The sequence below is a fragment of the Dyadobacter sp. 22481 genome (assembly GCF_052044875.1).
GTDB lineage: Bacteria > Bacteroidota > Bacteroidia > Cytophagales > Spirosomataceae > Dyadobacter > Dyadobacter endophyticus.
On record NZ_JBQENV010000003.1, the window covers coordinates 235,486 to 253,441 of the forward strand.

Below are 17,956 nucleotides of genomic sequence, written 5' to 3' on the forward strand. Positions count from 1 at the left end.
TATGCCGCGTCACGTCAGTCACCTAATGCAACTGTGCGACGAATTGTCCGGTAAAAGAGTGCCAGCCGGCGGATTATGCCTCGTTCTGCGGTGGTTGCCAGAACCCGGCCCTGTCGCCGGTGTACAGAATTTGGAGGTAGGAGAAGCCAGCGGGTGGAATGAGCTGCGAAACAGCGGTTTCGGGCAGAACAGCGACAGCAGCGCTGATGGTCACGCTGGCACAGCATGCGCAAATACAGAATGGGGAACAGAGGTCGATGGCCTCCTGATGGCCGTCCTGGTCGCCGGAGACAACGGCCGCTGCGACGCCGCTGTCGGGCAAGGGCATCGCCTCGTCCTGGCACGGAATGCAGGACAGCGCGAACACGTAAAACGCCAGCAGATATGCAACGATGACTCTCATGTTTCAAAAGTAGGGGAAATGCCGATGCAACAGGTAGGCAAAAACAAAATCGCGGCAAGTAAACGGCGCATTGCCGTTAATCAGCCGTTAACACCGATGGTAATTTAGTTACTAGAAATATAACATTGCCGCGATCGCAACATATCTGCTTTTTTCTAAATTTGGATGCAATGCCATTCCAAAATCAATTCTTTCAAGCAAAAAACCATTAACATGATGAAAGTAAAGTATTTGCTAACCATGATCCTTGCTGTTACCATCTTCGCGGTAACCGCTAAAAACATTAAAACAGCCAACGATCTTGTTGGAACCTGGAAATATACCGTTTCTAATGTACCCCCCGAGTATGAAACCGGCATCATGACGTTCGAGCAAAAGGACGACAAAACGACCGGCTACCTCGGCCAGCAGGAGCGTATGGAAATGAAAGAACTAACCATAGACCAGGGCAAAGTAACCTTCAAACTGGACTTCCAGGGAGGTTTACTGACCTTCACCATGACGCAGGATGGCGACAAGCTCACCGGCACCATTGTTTCACAGGACGGCGAATTCCCGATCACCGCAACGAAGGAACCAGCCAAGTAAAGGGCAAGTAAATCATTAAAAGCCGGAGGTAATTATCCTCCGGCTTTTTGCATTACATCAATTCACCCGCACATACTTCTCGATGTTCAGCCGCTCCACTCCTGCCGCCTCCACCTTCTCCACACCATGTTGAACGAGCGTATCGTTTTGAATGGAAATTGTAAAATGAAACTCGTTGCCTTCCCACTCGCGGGCAGTACAATATTCCAGTTTTTCGGTGTAAGCACTGTCTTTCAAAGTATAAGCCCCGCCACCGGCGGAAAAACTCGCTGTGGAGTCCTTGCCCTTGTTCAGATCGTGCTGTAAGAAGGCAAAGTGGCTGTCGTTGATGACTTTAATGAAGGACACCTTCCTCGTATAATCGGTCACGGTGGTGTCCCCCTTCTCGATCAATGTGCCGTTAATGAGTTTCCAGGTACCTTCGAGCTCGCGCGGCTTGCTTTCATTGCTTTGTTCCGTTTCCGGGCGGCCGCAAGCTGTGAACATCGATACGGCGAGCAGCAATGCAGGGAAATGTGTTTTCATAAATGGTTGAAATGGCTGGGTTTTGGATGGCGCAAGATACATTCGAGAAAGGAGTTACCTCTTGCCGGCAACTCCTTTTTCATACAAAAGTTCTATTACTCCAAACCGGTCACTCATACCCCTTCACCGCCGAATACCCATTCGCAATCACATTCACTGCCCTGGCCCGGTATACATCCGGGTCGGTCGGCGCAGTAGTCGCAAGGCCATCGACGTACCGGTTGAACATGCAGAATGCGGCAGCGATGAGGACGGTATCGTGAATCTGGCGGTCGTCGGCGCCGTGCTCGCGGGCGCGGGCGACTTGCTCGGGCGTCACGTGCTTGCCGCCGCGCTGTACGCTGCCCGCGATCGATAACAGTGCCTTCATTCTTTCCGAAAGATCCGTTTCGGGGTAATTTTCCTTTACACTTTTTACGAACGACCAATCTTCATCTTCCAGGTAAGCGCTGGCAATGGCGCCGTGGATCGTCTGACAGAAAAAGCAGTCGTTTTGGGACGAAACGTAAGTACCAATGAGTTCGCGTTCGCCGCGGGTAAGCCCCTCGTCGGAACACATTAGCGCGTTAGCAAGTAAATTCATCGGTTCGGCAGTATGGGGGCTGAACCGCATCGGGCCGAGGATGCCGGGGAAGCCAGGTTCGAATTGGATGTGTGGCATGGTAAAGTTAATAGGTGAATGATTAAAGCTTTGCGCCCGCCAGCTTCGTTCCTTCTACGCGGGCCCGTATCTTTTCAAATGCAATCTCCCGTGCGGTTGAAACATCATCGGCGAAGGGGGAGAAACCGCAGTCGTCGGTGGAGCCTAGCTGGTTGAGCGGGATGTATTCGGCGGCTTGCACGAGCAGGTCGCGGATTTCGGCTGGCGTTTCGATTCTCGGGTTCAGGACGTCGGTTACGCCGAGAAATACCCGCTGCCCGGGCCGGACGTTTTCCCGGATCGATTCGAGCACCGATACTTTGTCTTTTTCTGCTGCATATTCCAGGTAAAAATTACCTGCATTCAATTGGAAAAACAAGGGCAGAAGGTCTGAATAGGGCACATCGGCACTGTGGGTTGAATCGTGGTCGCCGCCGGGGCAGGTGTGGACGCCTATCCTGCTACGCTCGTCGGCGGTGAAACGTTCGAGAACCTGGTTGTTGAGCGCGATAAATTGCTGCAAAAGCCCTTTGCCCGGATCGAGTTTCAGGGCCAGCCTGGCTTCCGTAAAATCGATCTGAACGTTGTAGGCTTGCTCGGTGAGGCATTTCCGGATGTCGGCCTCCGCCTGGTCGAGCAGGTCGGCGATGAACTGGCTTTGCGGATAGCCATCTATTCCGGCCGCCGGGTAGAGCAGGCTCATGGCCGACGCAGAAATAACGGCTTGCTTTACCGGCAATGCCGTATGTTTTCGTGCCTCCTTCAGGTAATCCACCGCGAAATTGCGGTAACGGAACGGCCCCGACGTCAATACCGGTAATTGCCGTGTATGCCCGTCTTCAAAAGGAATGGTTACACCTCCCGCACCGAGGTTCAACGCGCCGTGGATAGGGTACGTAGCAAAGCTGGGCTTACTCTGTTCGCCGTCGGAGATCACCGGCGAGCCCGTGCCTTCCAGGGATATGATCGTTTCGCGGGTTGCCTGGGAAAACAATTTGCCAAGGTCGGCGGTGGAAATTTCATCTTGGGTATATGCCTGCATCGCTTGTTGCAGGTATGCGGGCCGTGGAATGCTTCCTATCGGCTCGGTAGGAATAGTTGCCATATTTGAAAATGATACGAGTTAATGAATGGGTACCGTACATGCACACACACGCCTGCGCCAGTGGGCAGGCCGTTGCAATGCATTTAAAAATGTGTTACCCAATCATTTCCGGAGGTGGGGTGGCGCGATTGAGCACACCGGCTACGACAACGTGAAACGGCTCAGCAAAGCGGACAGGCCCGCGAAGCAGGCAGGTACCCTTAGCCCATTCATCTTTCGCGGTCGCGCCCGGCAAATAGGTCTTCGCCAGGTCACCCAGCATTTTCAGTAGGCTTCCCAGCGGCGTTGGCAGCGTTTTGGCAAGCTGCATTTCCTGCATGCGTTCCGACAATTCGGCAAACCTGTGCCAGGCCGATGCGTGGGATTGCGGCGCTAAGTTCTGCTCCGGCACCTCTCCCTTTTCCCCCGTAAAAAGCATAGCCACCGACCATCCCAGCGAATGGGATAGCAGCAATGCAAGCAAACCGAGACTGGCAACCGTTTTCATGAACAGGGAGATGTACCTTAAATCTACAAGAATACCGCATTATTCCTTGTAGCAATTATTCATTTCATTTAAATGAATCAATAAAAAATACAGTTTTACAAAACATTCGACTTATTCCTCCATATCCAAACTCAAACCGTAAAGTAATTCGATTCCTAACTACTGTTAACCACTTCTTTATAGCATTACTTTTACCTCCGTCAAACCCTTTTAGTGACAGGTCCAACCTTGCCTCGCGAACCCATGAACCGTTCTTTCACCACTTTTTTGTTCATATTATTCGCATTGAATGCTGGTAAGGCCCATGCCCAATGGGAGCATTTACTACACAAAACCTATCCGCAGCGTTATAAAGATCTGGGTAAAATCTACACCCGGCTGATCGACAACCGCGATTCGACATCGGTATTTCGTGAGATCGCCTCCATGAAGGAATGGGCAAAAGGCCGTCACGACAGGGATCTGGAACTAGAATCGGATCTGTTGAAAGCCTATTACCTCACCACTTGGCATAGAAACCAAACCCCTCGCATTGCCGCGATGCTCAATGAGCTTGTGGCAAAGACTGCCGGACAAGACATCAAACAGCTCAACGCACGGTCGCTTAAAGTACTCGGGGATTATTATTGGTCCGACGGCAGAAATTACGAATTGGCATTTGAAACCTTCATCCAGATGGAAAGCATTCTGAATGAATTAAGTACAGATAAATTCCCCGACAAAAGTTATGCATTGAGCAATATTGCCCACGCCTACTACAATTTTTCGGATTATAAAAAGGCATTATCCCTCTTCGGGCAGATCCTGACTTTAAAATTCAACCCGGACATGTATGCGGGACATAACTCGGCGCTCGTTATGACCGCCGTCATTTACCGGAAGCTGGGCAAGCTCGATTCGTCTGATCATTATTTCCGAAGGGTGCTCCGTAAGGAATCTCCCGGAAACTACAAGACTTGGGCAGCTATTGCACAAGGCGGACTGGGCGAAAACGCCTATCTGCGAGGCAATTATGCAGAATCGATGCCGTTACTGAAAGCCAATATCGATGAAGCTATTCTACAAAAAGATTACGGTTTGGCCGCCCAATCACTGATCACTCAGGCAGATATTCATTTAAAAAACAATGCTTTCGACAAGGCGGGGCAACTTGTCAATACGGCGCGGCATTATCTGGACGTTACGCATCCCGAACGATACAGGCATTTCCAGGATCTATACACGATTCTGGTAAAGTTGTCTGCCGCGCGGGGCAACCCGAAACTGGCGGAGGCATATCTGGACTCTGCCATGTTCGCCAAAGACAGCATGAACCGCAAATACAACGAAAAACTGATGCTGCGGGCACATCAGAAAATGGAGTTGCAAAAACTCCGGGGCAAGATGGAAAAGGCAGAGTCCGACCAGAAGCTGAAAATAACTGAGCGCAATCTCTCGCTAATCCTCGTACTGCTCATTGCGGGCGTGGCCATCTACGTTTATCGAACCCAACGCAAACGGCACCAGCAGGCGCAGCTTTTGAAGGAGCTCAAAATCAGGCAAAAGGAACAGGAACTGGAAAATGCGACCTTGCAATTAAGCGAGTTTGCCCGCAATATTTCCGAAAAAAGCAAACAGATCGAGGCATTGGAAAGCAAGCAGGGCCCCGATGCTGAGGCCCTGATGCAATTGCGTGAAAGTACCATCCTGACGCAGGAGGATTGGGATTATTTCAAAAAACTCTTCGGCAAAGCCCACGGCGATTATCTCCATCGCCTCCGCGAGAAGTTCCCCGATCTCACGCAGGCCGAAATCCGGTTCATTGCGCTCGCCAAACTGGGCCTGGGTTACCAGGAAATGTCGGTCACATTGGGCATCAGCAGCCATGCCGTGCGCACCACCAAATACCGGTTGCTAAAAAAAATCGATGTGCCCGACGACCAGAGCCTCGAAGAAGTCATGATGCAAATCTGACTTATTCGATCGCTATTTTCCGCGTCTGTACCACCGCTCCGCTTCGTACGCGCAGCAGGTAAATGCCTTTGGGTAAATTACCTACCGACAATACCACTTTCCCGTTTTTCAGCTCGTTACGCATCACTGCTACACCCTTCGTATCGAGCAGTTCGACATTACCCGAAACCGTACCGCCCGCCGTCATTTCCATTTGCAGCAATGTCGTTGCCGGATTAGGGAATACCTGCATTTGAAATGCATTCCGGTGTTCTGCCGTGACAATCTGGCTATATGCAAATGATCCGTCCATATCTGTCATTTTTAAGCGGTAATAATTCAATCCCGCGAGAGGCTCGACGTCGCGCGCTGAGTAGCGATGCCCCCCGCTACCAAAAGCGGCAGGTTGTTCGGGCAATACCTGCCAATGCCGTGCGTCGGCGCTGCGGTGTATTTCAAAATGGCTGGTATTAACCTCCTCGGCTGTGAGCCATTCGAGTAATGTGTTTTTTTCAACCGCTTTGGCCGTAAAACTAACGAGCTTTAAAGGCAGCGGGTCGGCATTGCTTATAAAGAAACCGCTGAACCCGGTCACGTCAAAACTGACCTCCCACCGGTTCAGGTCGCCGTTCCAGACAATATCATTATCATCGGGATTAATCGTGGTCGTGTCGCCGCTGTACGATCCGGGTTGTCCGGTGGCTGATGTACCGTGATACTGAACAACGAGCAGATTGGCCTTGCCAGTGCCGTCCGAGAAGAACGCCGGCAGTTTTGCAGCTCCGGCGCCGGCATTGAATGCATCAAATTCTGATTGGAGAAAAAACAGTTTGATCCGGGCAGTCGCATTTTCCGCATTAGCCGCCGGGAGGATTTCGTAATGTCTTTGTACAAAATTTACCGCTCCGCCGCTAATGATACCTCCCTCCACGAACGTCTTCACCTGCACGCTCCCGATGACGGGCGCCACGCCCATAGGCGTTACCTGTGCCAAAACACGGCATCCGGTGGCTAAAAAACCAGAGGTCGTACCACCAATGACATTGTTTGTCGCCACATCACCGTCCTGTGACAAGCTGGTCCCGTCACGGTAAGATTGGAGCTCGAAAGCACCGATATCGACCATAGTATCAAAAATTCTAACCTGCCGGAGAATATCAGACGGGGCAGTCACAAAAACATTCACTCCCTTATTGATGGCCGGGCTGCAAGGAAGCGGTTTTAACCCGTCGTCGGCTGTCATCCATTTCCCATCAGCACCGACGGGAGCCGGTTGGTTTGCAAAAAATGGGTCTTGGTTCAGAATAGAAGTTCCGGCATGACCGTCCTGCACAAGAGAGAACAATACATTGGGTGTGGCCGAATTGTCGTAGATGCCCGCCGGTGCCGGGCCACTATTCCCCCAGATCAGCGTGTTGGAAACAATTGGGTGCGCCAGCAGATAGTTATGCATGCCCGCGCCCTGGATAGCGCCCGAATTACCGGCAATAGTACAGTTCTGAATGGTTGCGCCGCTGTCATACCCATTGAAAATGCCGCCACCGGCACTCCCAGCAGAATTACCGGTAATGATACAATTAGTAATCAACGGATTAGCCGAGCTTCCGAAAACATAAATACCCGCTCCATCCGCACCTGAATTTCCTGTAAAAACGCAATTCGCAACAACCGGCGATGCGGAATAGAGCACAAGCCCTCCTCCTCCAAAAGCGATCACATTTGCTCCCAGGATACTTTGCTCGATACCAGCCCCGTTCGAATTACCATCCCGGACGATAAAGCCATCGAGCCTGGCCGTATTGTTATTGAGTACCGAAACAAGGGTGTGATAGGTGTTATCCGAAGCATTGGAAGGCACACCGATGTCGCCGGAAAGGATCGTCTGGTTCGCGCCCGCATCCCGCTGCCCGAGCGTTGCCTCATTACCCGCGAAGCCACCGTAGATGGAAACATTGTTTATCAGGTAAAAAGCGTTGTTCCGCGAGCCCGTCAGACTTGCATAATAGGGAAACCCGGAAGGTTTGTAAGTACCTGCTTTCACCCATATTTCGGTGATCCCGGTGCAACCGTAGGCTGCATTCAGCGCAGTACTGAGGTCACCCAGGGCATCTTCCCAGCCCGAACCTCCCCCGGAAGCTCCTTCCGCGACATACAAACGGTTTGCAACAACAGTCAAAAGCGCGCTGTTCGAGAAAGCGTCGCCGCAGCTGTTACTGATTTTGACCTTGAATTGACCGCCGTTATCACCGGCACCGATGTTGTTCACCGTGAGTGATGCCGTGTTGACGCCACTATATTTACCGTCATTGGACAATGGCGTATTCCCCAGGTACCATTGATACGACAACGTGGCGGGATTGTCTCCCGTAACGGTAAAAACGGCCGAAGAAGCGCCGGTACACGTTGTGACCTTAGCCGGATGTGTACTGATCGTCGGGCTCACTCCAGTTGCGAGGGCAACACGCGCCGCGGGGTCGGAACTGGTTAGGTAACCCGCCATGACATTGGCGCTTCCCGGTCCCACGCTGGTTGCGGTATAGGTAGCCGTGGCCTTGCCGTCGGCTTGAATGGCACTTTGCGCGCCCGAAATATTCCCGTTCTCTGAGCTGAAACTCACAGGCAAGCCGATCACCTGGCTGAGATTGCCTAATGACATGGCCGTGCCCGCGGAATTATTCAGAAAGCTGGCAGTCACGGTAGTCTGGCTCGTCGACGGCAAACAAAGCGCAGCATTGCTTACAGCCGGTTTCAGTACCAGGAAGGGAACGGTGGTGAGTGTACCCGTGCCTATTTCACCGATAACACTCGCGCTTTCGCTGCATGTACCGGCAGCCTGCGGGTCGGTATTGCATCCCCACCAGTTGTGGGTGGCATTCACCACCCCGTCGCCTGATTTACGCGACGACAGTGCTTGTTTTACCGAGCCGCCCAGCGTATTACCGGCAAAAACATTGTAATTGACATCCACGGCAAAATCGCTGGAAATGGAAATGGCCCCACCTTCACTGTTGGTGGTCGTCCCGGTGCCATTATTGAGAAATTTGTTCTTTTCTATTTTTGTGTAAAAAGAAGGGCTTTGGGGCGACTGCTCCGCATTCAAATGAATAGCCCCGCCGGCGGTAAAAAGCGTAGACGATACGAAGTTGCCGGTAAAGGCAGAATTGGTAATGCTCACGCTGCCTGTCACTGTAATGTCCGAACTAACATAGCCGATCAATATCGCACCGCCGCTGGCATTGTCCTGATTCGTAACATTGATCTGATTGTTTGTGAATGTGCAGTTGTCGACAGTGACCACGCCACCGCCCCCTATCGACAGCGCGCCGCCGCCACGGCCTGTGGACACATTGCCCTCGAACGCACAATTAGTGATACTGACAACATTGTTTGGCCCGCCGCAAAGAATGGCGCCGCCTCCATAGTTACCCGGACTTTTCCCACCCGTGAACTTGATGCCGGAAATAGCAGTCGTCACACCCGACACATCGGCGAACTCGTTGATCAAAAGGATACGGTTCTGCATCGTGGCGGTCATATTGACGATCGTAGAAGCCGCCCCGGCCCCTACGATCGAAATATTCTGCGCTTTGGTTCCAAGTTTGATCGGTCCCAGCGTCAGATTGTAAGTTCCCGCGGGCACATTAATCGTATGCGGCCCACCACCGAGCGCATCCGCCGCCAGGATTGCGCCCCGCAATTGCGAGGCGGCGTTGCCATCGCTCGTTTGGGTTACATTGAAGGTATTTGCATACACACCGGGCATTATGCCGGACACCAGCAATGCAATAGCCAAGATCCTGAACAGGCGAAGGCCGGTAGAAGTTTTCATCATAGATAATGTGGTTAAAAAGAATCAGGGGCGCTGAGGGTAAAAGCCAGCGCGCACGATCAGATATTGAATTGCCTGAAAGGGCATCATGTTGTTATGCGGCTGATCGCCGCCGACTTCCCCCAGGGCAGTTCGGTTCATGGGCGCGCCCGCGCCCTTTTGGCTGGCAAAGCATTTGACCGGCGGGCGGTTATCGTCGTTGGCCCATACCTGCCCTTCGGGACTTTGCACATTGCCGTTGATACTGGCCACGGCCGGGTGATAGTGCACCGGCATTTGGTCGGGTGTCAGTGTTACCGTCGTTACGCCCGCAGCCTGACCGAGCTGGTATTCCGTCAGTCCGAAATCGTGTCGGCCCGTTGCGAAACATACCGGCGCCCTCCCCCGCAAATCGGGCAATGCGAAAGTTGTTTTACCATCACCGCCATAGGACGAGCCTAGGAGAGAAAATAACGCCGTATGACTTGCTATGGGCAACACGCGGCCATCACAGGGAACACAATCTTCCGATTCCAGTTTTCCAGGAAACAGCTTGATGCTTCCAAGGTATCCACCGAAGTTCCCACTCGGAAAGATTCCCTCGGTAGCGATAGCATAGTTGATAGCCTGGTAGGGCGACATGTTATCGTGCCCCTTGCCATAACCGACCAGCTCGAGGGCAGCAACGCTCATGAGTGCATTACTTTCCTTGGTATACCCTGAATCGGCAGGCCAATAATGTCCCTCAGGCGTGGAACTATCCCGGTTAATAGTACTCGCAACAGCCTGGTGCGTGTGCCTTGGCATTTCATTCTCCGTAAGGGGGTGCCTCTCCTCGCCCCCCTGGGCGAAATAGGGATAAGCCGGGCCATTGCCAATCGTCACACGTTCACGAAGGTCCGGTAGTTTAAAAGTATTTCCATCACCGCCGTAGGTGTTACCGATCAAGTGGTAGAGTGCAAGATTAGTGGCAACAGGCAAGGACCTGCCGTCACAGGGAAGCCATCCTCTGGGGACAAATGGAAAGGCAAATGCCCTGATCTCGGAAAGATAATTATCCATTGGAATTTTGGTTAAAGGTTAGTAACTGTCAGGATTTACTCGGAAACACTCCCTCAACTGCCATGATATAGGACATCGCAAGAATCGGCATCCTGTTTTCATGCGGGACGCTGCTACCCACCTTCTCCACGCTGTCCAAGCCCAGCTTAGAACTGATGTCTCCTTTGTCTGAACCGTACCGGCGTCCTCCCGCCGGCGCGGCCGACCAGAAAGCATTTGTAGCGTCTTTCGTGTTCGCAATACCAGAAGTGCTGCATGCCGGCGTATGCGAGTGCCTCGGCAATTCATCCAGCTTCAACTGGATTGTTTCCATACCGGCTTTTTGCCCGATAGGAAAGAGCTCGCTCTGCCCCAGTGCAACGCGCGAGCGTAAATCCGGCAATGCAAAGTTGGTCACCCCGTCTCCGCCGTAGGTGGTCCCGAGGAGATCAAAAAGAACCTCGTAGTCTTTAATCAATAAAAGGCTACCATCGCAAAAGAGCCAGCCAATGGGAGCAAAATTTCCGGCAAATAACTTGATTTCACCGATATAAGATTCGTCCATATAATTTAAAAATAAAGGTGGTTTGGGATTGACGGACAAATAAAGGATCGGATGTCAACGAAGACCAAAAAAGACGCGTCACAAAAACGTCACAATTATCAAAATAGAGTTACAACGGCACAAAAAACCCGCCCTGAATCATTCCAGGACGGGTTTTGTTCATTATGCAAAGAAATTTTGAAAACTATGCCAATCCCTGAACGCTCCCCCTACATACGCGTACTCCCAGGCACGGATACGCTTGACATTATCCTCAAAAACACGCACTTTCCCGACGACCTGCTTTCAGAAAACGTCGAATGCCATTTAAGGTGGGAAGAAGGCACTCCGGTTTTGGTATTCCAGTTCAAACAGGCCGCCTACGATTTCAGCGAACCGCTCCTCGCCTCCGACTTGAAAAACAGCGAACGCGGCTGGCTGCAACAGCCTGCGATAACGGTACGGCTGTTGCTGGCTGATAGTGTCATCGCCGACAAGATTTCACAACGAACATTTTCAATATCTGAACACGAAACCGACGGGATCAGAAAGGCATTCGACTCATAAGGGCGGTGCCGTTCGGAGTTGTCAGGTGTTGTCAAGCAAGGCCTGGCATTGCAAAATTAATACCCCGGATTCTGCGGCGCCAGGTTTGGATTTACCTGCAACTCGACCCGTGGCAGCGGCATGAGATAGTCCCGGGTAGCGCTGAATGTCTCGTGCGGTTCGAGCGAATTGGGCCCTTTGAATACCTTTTCTCCCAGGTTGCGGCGCTTGATGTCGTACCAGCGTTTGTATTCGAAGGCAAGTTCAAGACGGCGGTCGTCGAGGATCAGGTCTATCAACGCATCCTTCGCCAATCCGGCTTTCACGTCTTCCGGGAAAGTCGTCTGCTTGCCGGCCCAGTTTCTGGCGCGTGCCCTGATCTGGTTGATATACCCCAGCGCCTCGGCATTCGGGCCGTTCACTTCCACGGATGCTTCGGCGGCGATGAGCAGGATCTCGGCGTAGCGCATCGCGGCATAGTTGTGATCGGAATCGCGGCCTTCGGAATTGGAATTACCTGCAAAACGGGCGTACTTGGCAATATGCGGGCGTTTAGTATTCGTGAATTCGGTGTAGGGAACAAGCTTTCCGCCAATCAGGAGCGAATCCTCGAAACTAACCTCCTTGCGATAATCGCGGTTATCCCACGTGCTGTATACTTTCATCGACGGTACGATCACACTCCATCCGCTGCGTGGCGCGTCGCCTCCGCGTACGCCGGTCATGGGTGCCATAATGTCGTCGTTAGCCCCGCCTTCGCCCGTTTTCATCCCGAGAAAATCAATGTCGAAAATATGCTCCTTCATATTCGGGGCTTGGGGTGCCTTGAATAGCGTTTGAAAGTCCGCTTCCAGCCCATAACCAAACTTGTCTTTGTTATCGATCACCCATTTCGCTTCGGTGTAGGCCTTCTGGTATTGCCCCATCGTGAGATGCACCGACGCCAGATAGGAAGCGGCCGTTCCCTTTGTAGCCCGGCTGCGTACCTCCGACGGCTGCTTGTCGGGCAGCCATTGTTTGGCAAATTCCAGGTCCGCGATAATGCTGGCATAAACCGTAGCCGCAGGCGTTTTGGAAATCGACTTGACGGACTCCGGATTTTTGATAAAATAGTCGATGTAAGGAATATCGCCGAACACCTGCACGAGGTGGAAATACGCGAATGCGCGTATGAAACGGGCCTCGGCAATGAGCGGATTGGCCGTAGCTTCCGGCAAATTCAGCCCCTGCGCGCCGAAAATGGCCGCATTCGTCCCGCTGATGACCTGATACCACACCGGCCAGAACTGGTTGACCATGTTGTTATTGTCATCCATATTGAAATCGTTAACCTGCTGGCGTTCGGCCGGCGTACCGCGGTCGCCAATGTCCTCCATATCGCTTCGGAGCATCAGCGCTGACACAAACTGCCGACCGTAGAGTCGTTCGGTGGCCATCCAGCCGTATGCACCCATGATGGCCGTTTCCACATCCTTGGAAGTCCTGAACAGCGACTCCGGTGCAAGCAGGCCCACGGGCTTTTCGTCCAGGTCCGCGCAGCCCAGCAGCAGCGAAACCGCCGCGGTAAGGAATATTGATCTATTGAATAAATGTTTCATGTTCTGTCCGTTTAATGCTTTAAAAGCCCAGATTCAGGCCGATGGTGTACGATTTAGCGTTCGGGTAGCTGCCGTAATCGAGTCCCAGGTTACGGTTACTGTCGGTGTTACCATCCGATGAATAGTTCACCTCGGGGTCGTAGCCTTTGTATTTGGTGAAAGTCAGGATATTCTGGGCGCTGGCATAGACGCGCAGTTTGCTGATTTTCAGCTTTTCAAGCACCGGTTTCGGGAAATTATAACCTACTGCGAGGTTTTTCATCCTCACAAAACTACCATCCTTGACCCACCTCGTCGATACCCTGCGCGTGCGGCCGACCGTCGCTTTGGGCACGTTCGTATTCGTATTCGTCGGCGTCCAGCGGTTCAATGCCTCGGTAGTCGCATTGTTGATCGCCGAGAGCAGGTTGAGCTCCATCAATGTATAGCTCAGCAGATCGTTGCCTTTCGATGCCTGGAAGAAAACATTCAGGTCAAATCCTTTCCAACTGAAATCGTTGTTCATGCCCCAGGTGAATTTCGGGTGCGGATTACCGATAATAGTGCGGTCGTCGCTGTTCAGCAGGCCGTCGGGCTCGCCGGTAAGCTGGCCGTTTGTGTTCTTTTTACCATTAATATCCCGGAATTTCTCACCACCTGCCACCACCTCGAAACCGCCGCCAGGGATAAAACTGTCGCCTTCCTGATATACGCCGTCATAGATCCAGCCGTAAAAACTGCCCACCGGATAGCCTTCGCGCAGAACCTGTGTTTGTCCCATCCCCACCATATGCCCCGGTGCGGAGCCATAAAGAATGTCCGTTCCCGCGGGTAGTTTTAGGATTTTATTGCGGTTTATAGAAAAATTGAGATCCGTGCTCCATTTGAAAGCACCGACCAGATTGCGTGTGTTCAGCGTGAATTCAAAGCCTTTATTTTCAACTTCGCCGATGTTCTGCAACTGGTTGGTATAACCTGAATATTGAGGCAGTTGGACACTGAAAAGCAGGTCTTTGGTCACACGCCGGTAATAGTCGGCTACAAGGTTGATCCGGTTGCTGAACAAACTCACATCCGCGCCGAGGTCAAACTGGTGCGTCGTTTCCCAGGTAAGATCGTCGTTAGCGACGGTCGTAGGACGAACGGCATTCACCGGCGTGCCGTTGATAACCGAGTAGACGTTCGAGAAGCGGGCCATCGTCTGATAAGGCTCGATGGCCTGGTTGCCTGTCAACCCGTAGCTCACACGCCATTTCCATTGACTGATCGCCGCAATGTGTTGCATAAACGGCTCGCTCGACATTTTCCAGGCAAATGCGCCCGAAGGGAACGTCGCCCATTTGTGGTTTTTGCTAAAATTCGAAGAACCGTCCTGGCGGATATTGGCCGTGAAAAGGTATTTATCTGCCAGAGAATAGGTTAGCCGGGCATAGTAGGAAGCCAGCACCCATTCGGTGAGCCCGGAGTTCGGGCTTTGCCACACCGACGAGCCGCCCAGGTTCCAGTAAGAAACCGCATCGGTAATGAACGACTGTCCTGAGCCGCCCCAGTTTTCGCTCGACGATTTCTGATAGGAATACCCCGCCATCACCGAGAAATCGTGCAATACACCGATCTTTTTGTTGTAGGTCAAATAGTTCTCGTTCAGCAGCAATGTGCTTTTCGAGCCATTCACCGTCGCCGCGCCGCCCACATTGCGCCCGTCGTTCAAAGTGGTTGGCGTAAATGTGCCTGTGCGGCCACTGTTAGTGGTTGCTCCCAGGGTAATCCTGAATTTCAGGTCTTGGAGGATGTTGTATTCTGCATAAAGATTCCCCTGAATACGATCGGCGAGCGATTCGTTTTCGAGCTGCGTAGCAATCGCATAAGGGTTATCGATCGGATCGCTGAGCCGCCCCACCGTAAACCGGCCGTTGGCGTCGCGGATCGGCTGGTCGGGTTCGAATTTCAAAGCCGCCGACATCACGCCGGGTGTAAGGCCTCCCGAGCCCTCCTGCGTACGCGACTGCTGGCGCGATACGCGCTGCGTAAACAGGTTCAGGCCCAGTTTCAGCCTTTTGGTTGCATTAATGTCGATATTGCTCGTCACCGAATACCGCTTGTACCCGGAATTCAGAATAATGCCTTTTTGGTCATAATAGGCACCTGATACATAGTATTTCACCGCCTCGCTGCCGCCTGCTACCGACAGTTGGTGGTTTTGAATGCCGCCGCGACGGAAGATCTCATCCTGCCAGTCGGTATCGGCGCCTTGCGAAACGATCGTGGGGCGCGCCTCCTTTACATAGTCGAGGAACTGCGTCGCATTCAGCAAATCGAGGCGATTGATCTCCTTCTGGCTGGAAAACGAAGTATTGAAATCGATGCGCGGTTTACCCGCCGTACCTTTTTTGGTGGTTACCATGATCACGCCGTTGGCGCCGCGCGATCCGTAAATGGCTGTCGCCGAGGCATCTTTCAGGATTTCGATCGATTCTATATCCTCCGGCGGGGGCAACGTGCCGCCTACGAAGCCGTCGACAACATAAATCGGGTCGCTGCTGGCATTAATGGAAGTCCCGCCGCGGATCCGCACCTTGAACGACGAGCCCGGCTCACCATTGTTGGCCTGTATCTGCACCCCGGCGGCACGGCCCTGCAGGGCCTGCACGGTCCCTAGCGCGGGATAGGCGGTCAATTCCTGTGATTTGACTGACGCCACCGAACCGGTAATATCGCTCTTTTTGACGGTACCATAACCCACTACCAGCACCTCTTCAAGCGATTTCTGATCGGTTTTCAGACTGATATGGATCTCCGTCCGGCCGCCTGCCTGAACCTCCTGCGGCTCGTACCCTACAAAGCTGTAAATGAGCACTGTATTAGCATTTTCAACCGTCAGTATGTAGTTCCCTCCGGCGTCCGTGGACGTGCCCGTTTGTGTACCCTTTACGAGGATATTCACACCCGGTAACGGTTCCCTGGTTTCCGAGTCTGTCACCCGGCCTTTAATGGTAATTTCAGCGCCGACCTGCCAGCCGCTTTTTACGGAAGTCTCAGGCTCGCCGGAGCTCCATTTGGGTGTTTCCGCCGGACGGATGACGATGTTCTTCCCCGAAACTTCGTAAGTAAGCCCCAGCGGCACCAGAAACTCTTCCAATACCTTCGAAAGCTCCTGGTTCGATTGCTGGATCGTCACCTTCCGCCCCGATTGTATCATTTTAGAACTGAATATAAACCGGACACCGGCCTGCTTTTCAATCTCGTGCAGGACTTTCTTCACTTCCAGGTCCTGTGCTTGCAGGCTGATGCGCTTGTTGAGCAGTTCCTGCGCATGCACGTCCGCCGCGAGCGCATTCCCGACCAGCCAAACCGACATTATCAATTGCGCGACGCTTATCCGCATAAGAACTAACCATTTACGATGGAACTGTACCGGTATTTTCATAAATTTGAACGGTTTTGTTAATTGAAACTTGGCAAAATCTTCCTCCTCATCCCATTTACATAGGATGTGACGGTCTGCTAACCACTGAGGATATCCGAGCCGGCCATGTTGGCGCATGGGCCGGCTTTTTCTTTAGTTATTTCTGCAACCTTTTCCCTCCACCACGATCCGCCCGTCGATGCTCTTATAGCTGGCGTCTACGGCCTTGCAAATCAGGTCCAGCTTCTCGTACAGCGACATTTCGGTAAGCGTGGCCGTAACCGGGCACTCGTCCATAATGTTCTTGTCATAAATAATTTCGATGCCGTAAGCGCTCTGCAATGCACTGAATACGGCCGACACAGGCGCTTCGTCAAACTCAAAATGGGGAGCGGCACCGGCGTTGGCAACAACTTCCGGCTCGGGGACGAGGCTTTTCGTGATTTTGACGGTTTTTCGTACAAAAACCACCTGTTGGTTCGGTTCGATTACCACGCCCGTAAGCTCGCGGGAGCTTTGCTTCTCTGTCGCGTCGGGATCTTCCCTCGAGAAAACTGCCACTTTGCCCGTTTTTACAGCCACTGAAACCTCCCGCTCGTTGGTATAGGATCTTATGGTAAAACTTGTACCCAATACTTTGGTTACCAACTCATTGGCATACACAAAAAAAGGTCTGGAAGGATCTTTGGCAATATCGAAAAACGCTTTTCCGGAAAGAAACACCTCTCGCCGGGCACCGGTGTGCCGCGCACCGCCGTGCCGGGCACCGCCGTGCCGGGAGCTGCTGAAACGTGCGGGATAACTCATTTTGCTCCCGGGATCGAGGGTAATGCGGCTGCCGTCTTCAAGGGCGACGGTCAGCGGATGGGTGGTCTTGTTTACGGTTTCGCGCATCTCGACGTTCGCAGCAGCAACAAGTTGGTCGTAACCGATCGCTTTCGGCTGATGACGCAACCAGAATATCCATGCTAACCCTGCCAGCAACACCAGCATCGCGGCGATTCGCGCCGGCCGACCTGCGTACCAGCGCAAATGCAGGCTTTCGACGACTTCCGGGCTTCTCACTTCCAGCCGCTCCACGATCCGCTCCAAAGCTTTCCTTTTTTCAGGACTGCTTAGTGACGCATTCGCCGGACGAATGGAAAGAACCAGCTGGCGTGCGCGCTCCACCGTTTCGCGTTTGTCGGGGTTGGCGGTGAGCCAGCTTTGCCAGGCCTCATCGTCCTCGCGGGTAGGGCTCAGCACCCAGCTGCGGAACGGTTTATCCCAGACAAACTCCCCCAAACTGAAATCGCGGTAATGGTCCATGTTCAAAATTTAGCTTTTCAAACACCATTAGACCATCACCGGACGA

The 17,956-nt window shown here is 52.7% G+C and carries 14 protein-coding genes; 4 read left to right on the plus strand and 10 right to left on the minus strand.

Translation table 11 applies throughout. The features are described from left to right. Position 1 precedes the first annotated feature (1 nt). A complete protein-coding gene (locus ACTJJJ_RS19950) occupies positions 2-511 on the plus strand; it encodes a hypothetical protein (RefSeq protein ID WP_440702772.1) in 510 nt (169 codons plus the stop codon). Between the two features lie 105 nt (positions 512-616). Beyond that, the gene (locus ACTJJJ_RS19955) at positions 617-991 is read left to right on the plus strand and encodes a hypothetical protein (protein ID WP_440702773.1); all 375 of its coding nucleotides are present in this window, start codon (positions 617-619) and stop codon (positions 989-991) included. A gap of 57 nt (positions 992-1,048) precedes the next feature. On the opposite strand, the gene ACTJJJ_RS19960 is transcribed toward ACTJJJ_RS19955, so the two are convergent. The 4 genes from ACTJJJ_RS19960 to ACTJJJ_RS19975 all read right to left on the minus strand — a co-directional run bounded on the left by ACTJJJ_RS19960 (position 1,049) and on the right by ACTJJJ_RS19975 (position 3,748). After that, complete coding sequence (locus ACTJJJ_RS19960) at positions 1,049-1,516, minus strand: hypothetical protein (RefSeq protein ID WP_440702774.1); 468 nt, start codon at positions 1,514-1,516, stop codon at positions 1,049-1,051. A gap of 109 nt (positions 1,517-1,625) precedes the next feature. Next, complete coding sequence (locus tag ACTJJJ_RS19965) at positions 1,626-2,177, minus strand: carboxymuconolactone decarboxylase family protein (RefSeq protein ID WP_440702775.1); 552 nt, start codon at positions 2,175-2,177, stop codon at positions 1,626-1,628. A 22-nt stretch (positions 2,178-2,199) separates the two neighbouring features. Then, positions 2,200-3,261 carry a cobalamin-independent methionine synthase II family protein gene (locus tag ACTJJJ_RS19970; protein ID WP_426295494.1) on the minus strand — a complete coding sequence of 354 codons (1,062 nt, stop codon included), beginning with the start codon at positions 3,259-3,261 and terminating at the stop codon, positions 2,200-2,202. A gap of 94 nt (positions 3,262-3,355) precedes the next feature. Further along, positions 3,356-3,748, minus strand: coding sequence for a hypothetical protein (locus ACTJJJ_RS19975; protein ID WP_440702776.1), 393 nt, complete (start codon positions 3,746-3,748; stop codon positions 3,356-3,358). A 243-nt stretch (positions 3,749-3,991) separates the two neighbouring features. On the opposite strand from ACTJJJ_RS19975, the gene ACTJJJ_RS19980 reads away from it, so the two are divergent. Next, on the plus strand, positions 3,992-5,701 hold the full coding sequence (locus ACTJJJ_RS19980; protein ID WP_440702777.1) for a tetratricopeptide repeat protein: 1,710 nt from the start codon (positions 3,992-3,994) through the stop codon (positions 5,699-5,701). Position 5,702: 1 nt separating this feature from the next. Here ACTJJJ_RS19980 and ACTJJJ_RS19985 read toward each other — a convergent pair whose 3' ends face one another. Genes ACTJJJ_RS19985 through ACTJJJ_RS19995 form a run of 3 tightly spaced genes read right to left on the minus strand, consistent with a single transcriptional unit; the run spans position 5,703 to position 11,094 of the window. Further along, complete coding sequence (locus tag ACTJJJ_RS19985) at positions 5,703-9,512, minus strand: right-handed parallel beta-helix repeat-containing protein (RefSeq protein WP_440702778.1); 3,810 nt, start codon at positions 9,510-9,512, stop codon at positions 5,703-5,705. A gap of 21 nt (positions 9,513-9,533) precedes the next feature. Beyond that, positions 9,534-10,550, minus strand: coding sequence for a phage tail protein (locus ACTJJJ_RS19990; protein ID WP_440702779.1), 1,017 nt, complete (start codon positions 10,548-10,550; stop codon positions 9,534-9,536). A gap of 28 nt (positions 10,551-10,578) precedes the next feature. Continuing rightward, on the minus strand, positions 10,579-11,094 hold the full coding sequence (locus ACTJJJ_RS19995; RefSeq protein ID WP_440702780.1) for a phage tail protein: 516 nt from the start codon (positions 11,092-11,094) through the stop codon (positions 10,579-10,581). Positions 11,095-11,280: 186 nt separating this feature from the next. Between ACTJJJ_RS19995 and ACTJJJ_RS20000 the strand changes: the two genes are divergently transcribed. Further along, complete coding sequence (locus ACTJJJ_RS20000) at positions 11,281-11,640, plus strand: hypothetical protein (protein WP_440702781.1); 360 nt, start codon at positions 11,281-11,283, stop codon at positions 11,638-11,640. A 56-nt stretch (positions 11,641-11,696) separates the two neighbouring features. On the opposite strand, the gene ACTJJJ_RS20005 is transcribed toward ACTJJJ_RS20000, so the two are convergent. The 3 genes from ACTJJJ_RS20005 to ACTJJJ_RS20015 form a co-directional block, all read right to left on the minus strand. Further along, entirely contained in the window at positions 11,697-13,217 is a 1,521-nt protein-coding gene (locus ACTJJJ_RS20005; RefSeq protein ID WP_440702782.1) for a RagB/SusD family nutrient uptake outer membrane protein, read from the minus strand. 19 nt (positions 13,218-13,236) lie between these two features. After that, positions 13,237-16,554 (minus strand): TonB-dependent receptor, encoded by a 3,318-nt coding sequence (locus ACTJJJ_RS20010; protein WP_440703472.1) that lies wholly within the window; start codon positions 16,552-16,554, stop codon positions 13,237-13,239. 201 nt (positions 16,555-16,755) lie between these two features. Further along, the gene (locus tag ACTJJJ_RS20015; protein WP_440702783.1) at positions 16,756-17,910 is read right to left on the minus strand and encodes a FecR family protein; all 1,155 of its coding nucleotides are present in this window, start codon (positions 17,908-17,910) and stop codon (positions 16,756-16,758) included. Positions 17,911-17,956 lie beyond the last annotated feature (46 nt).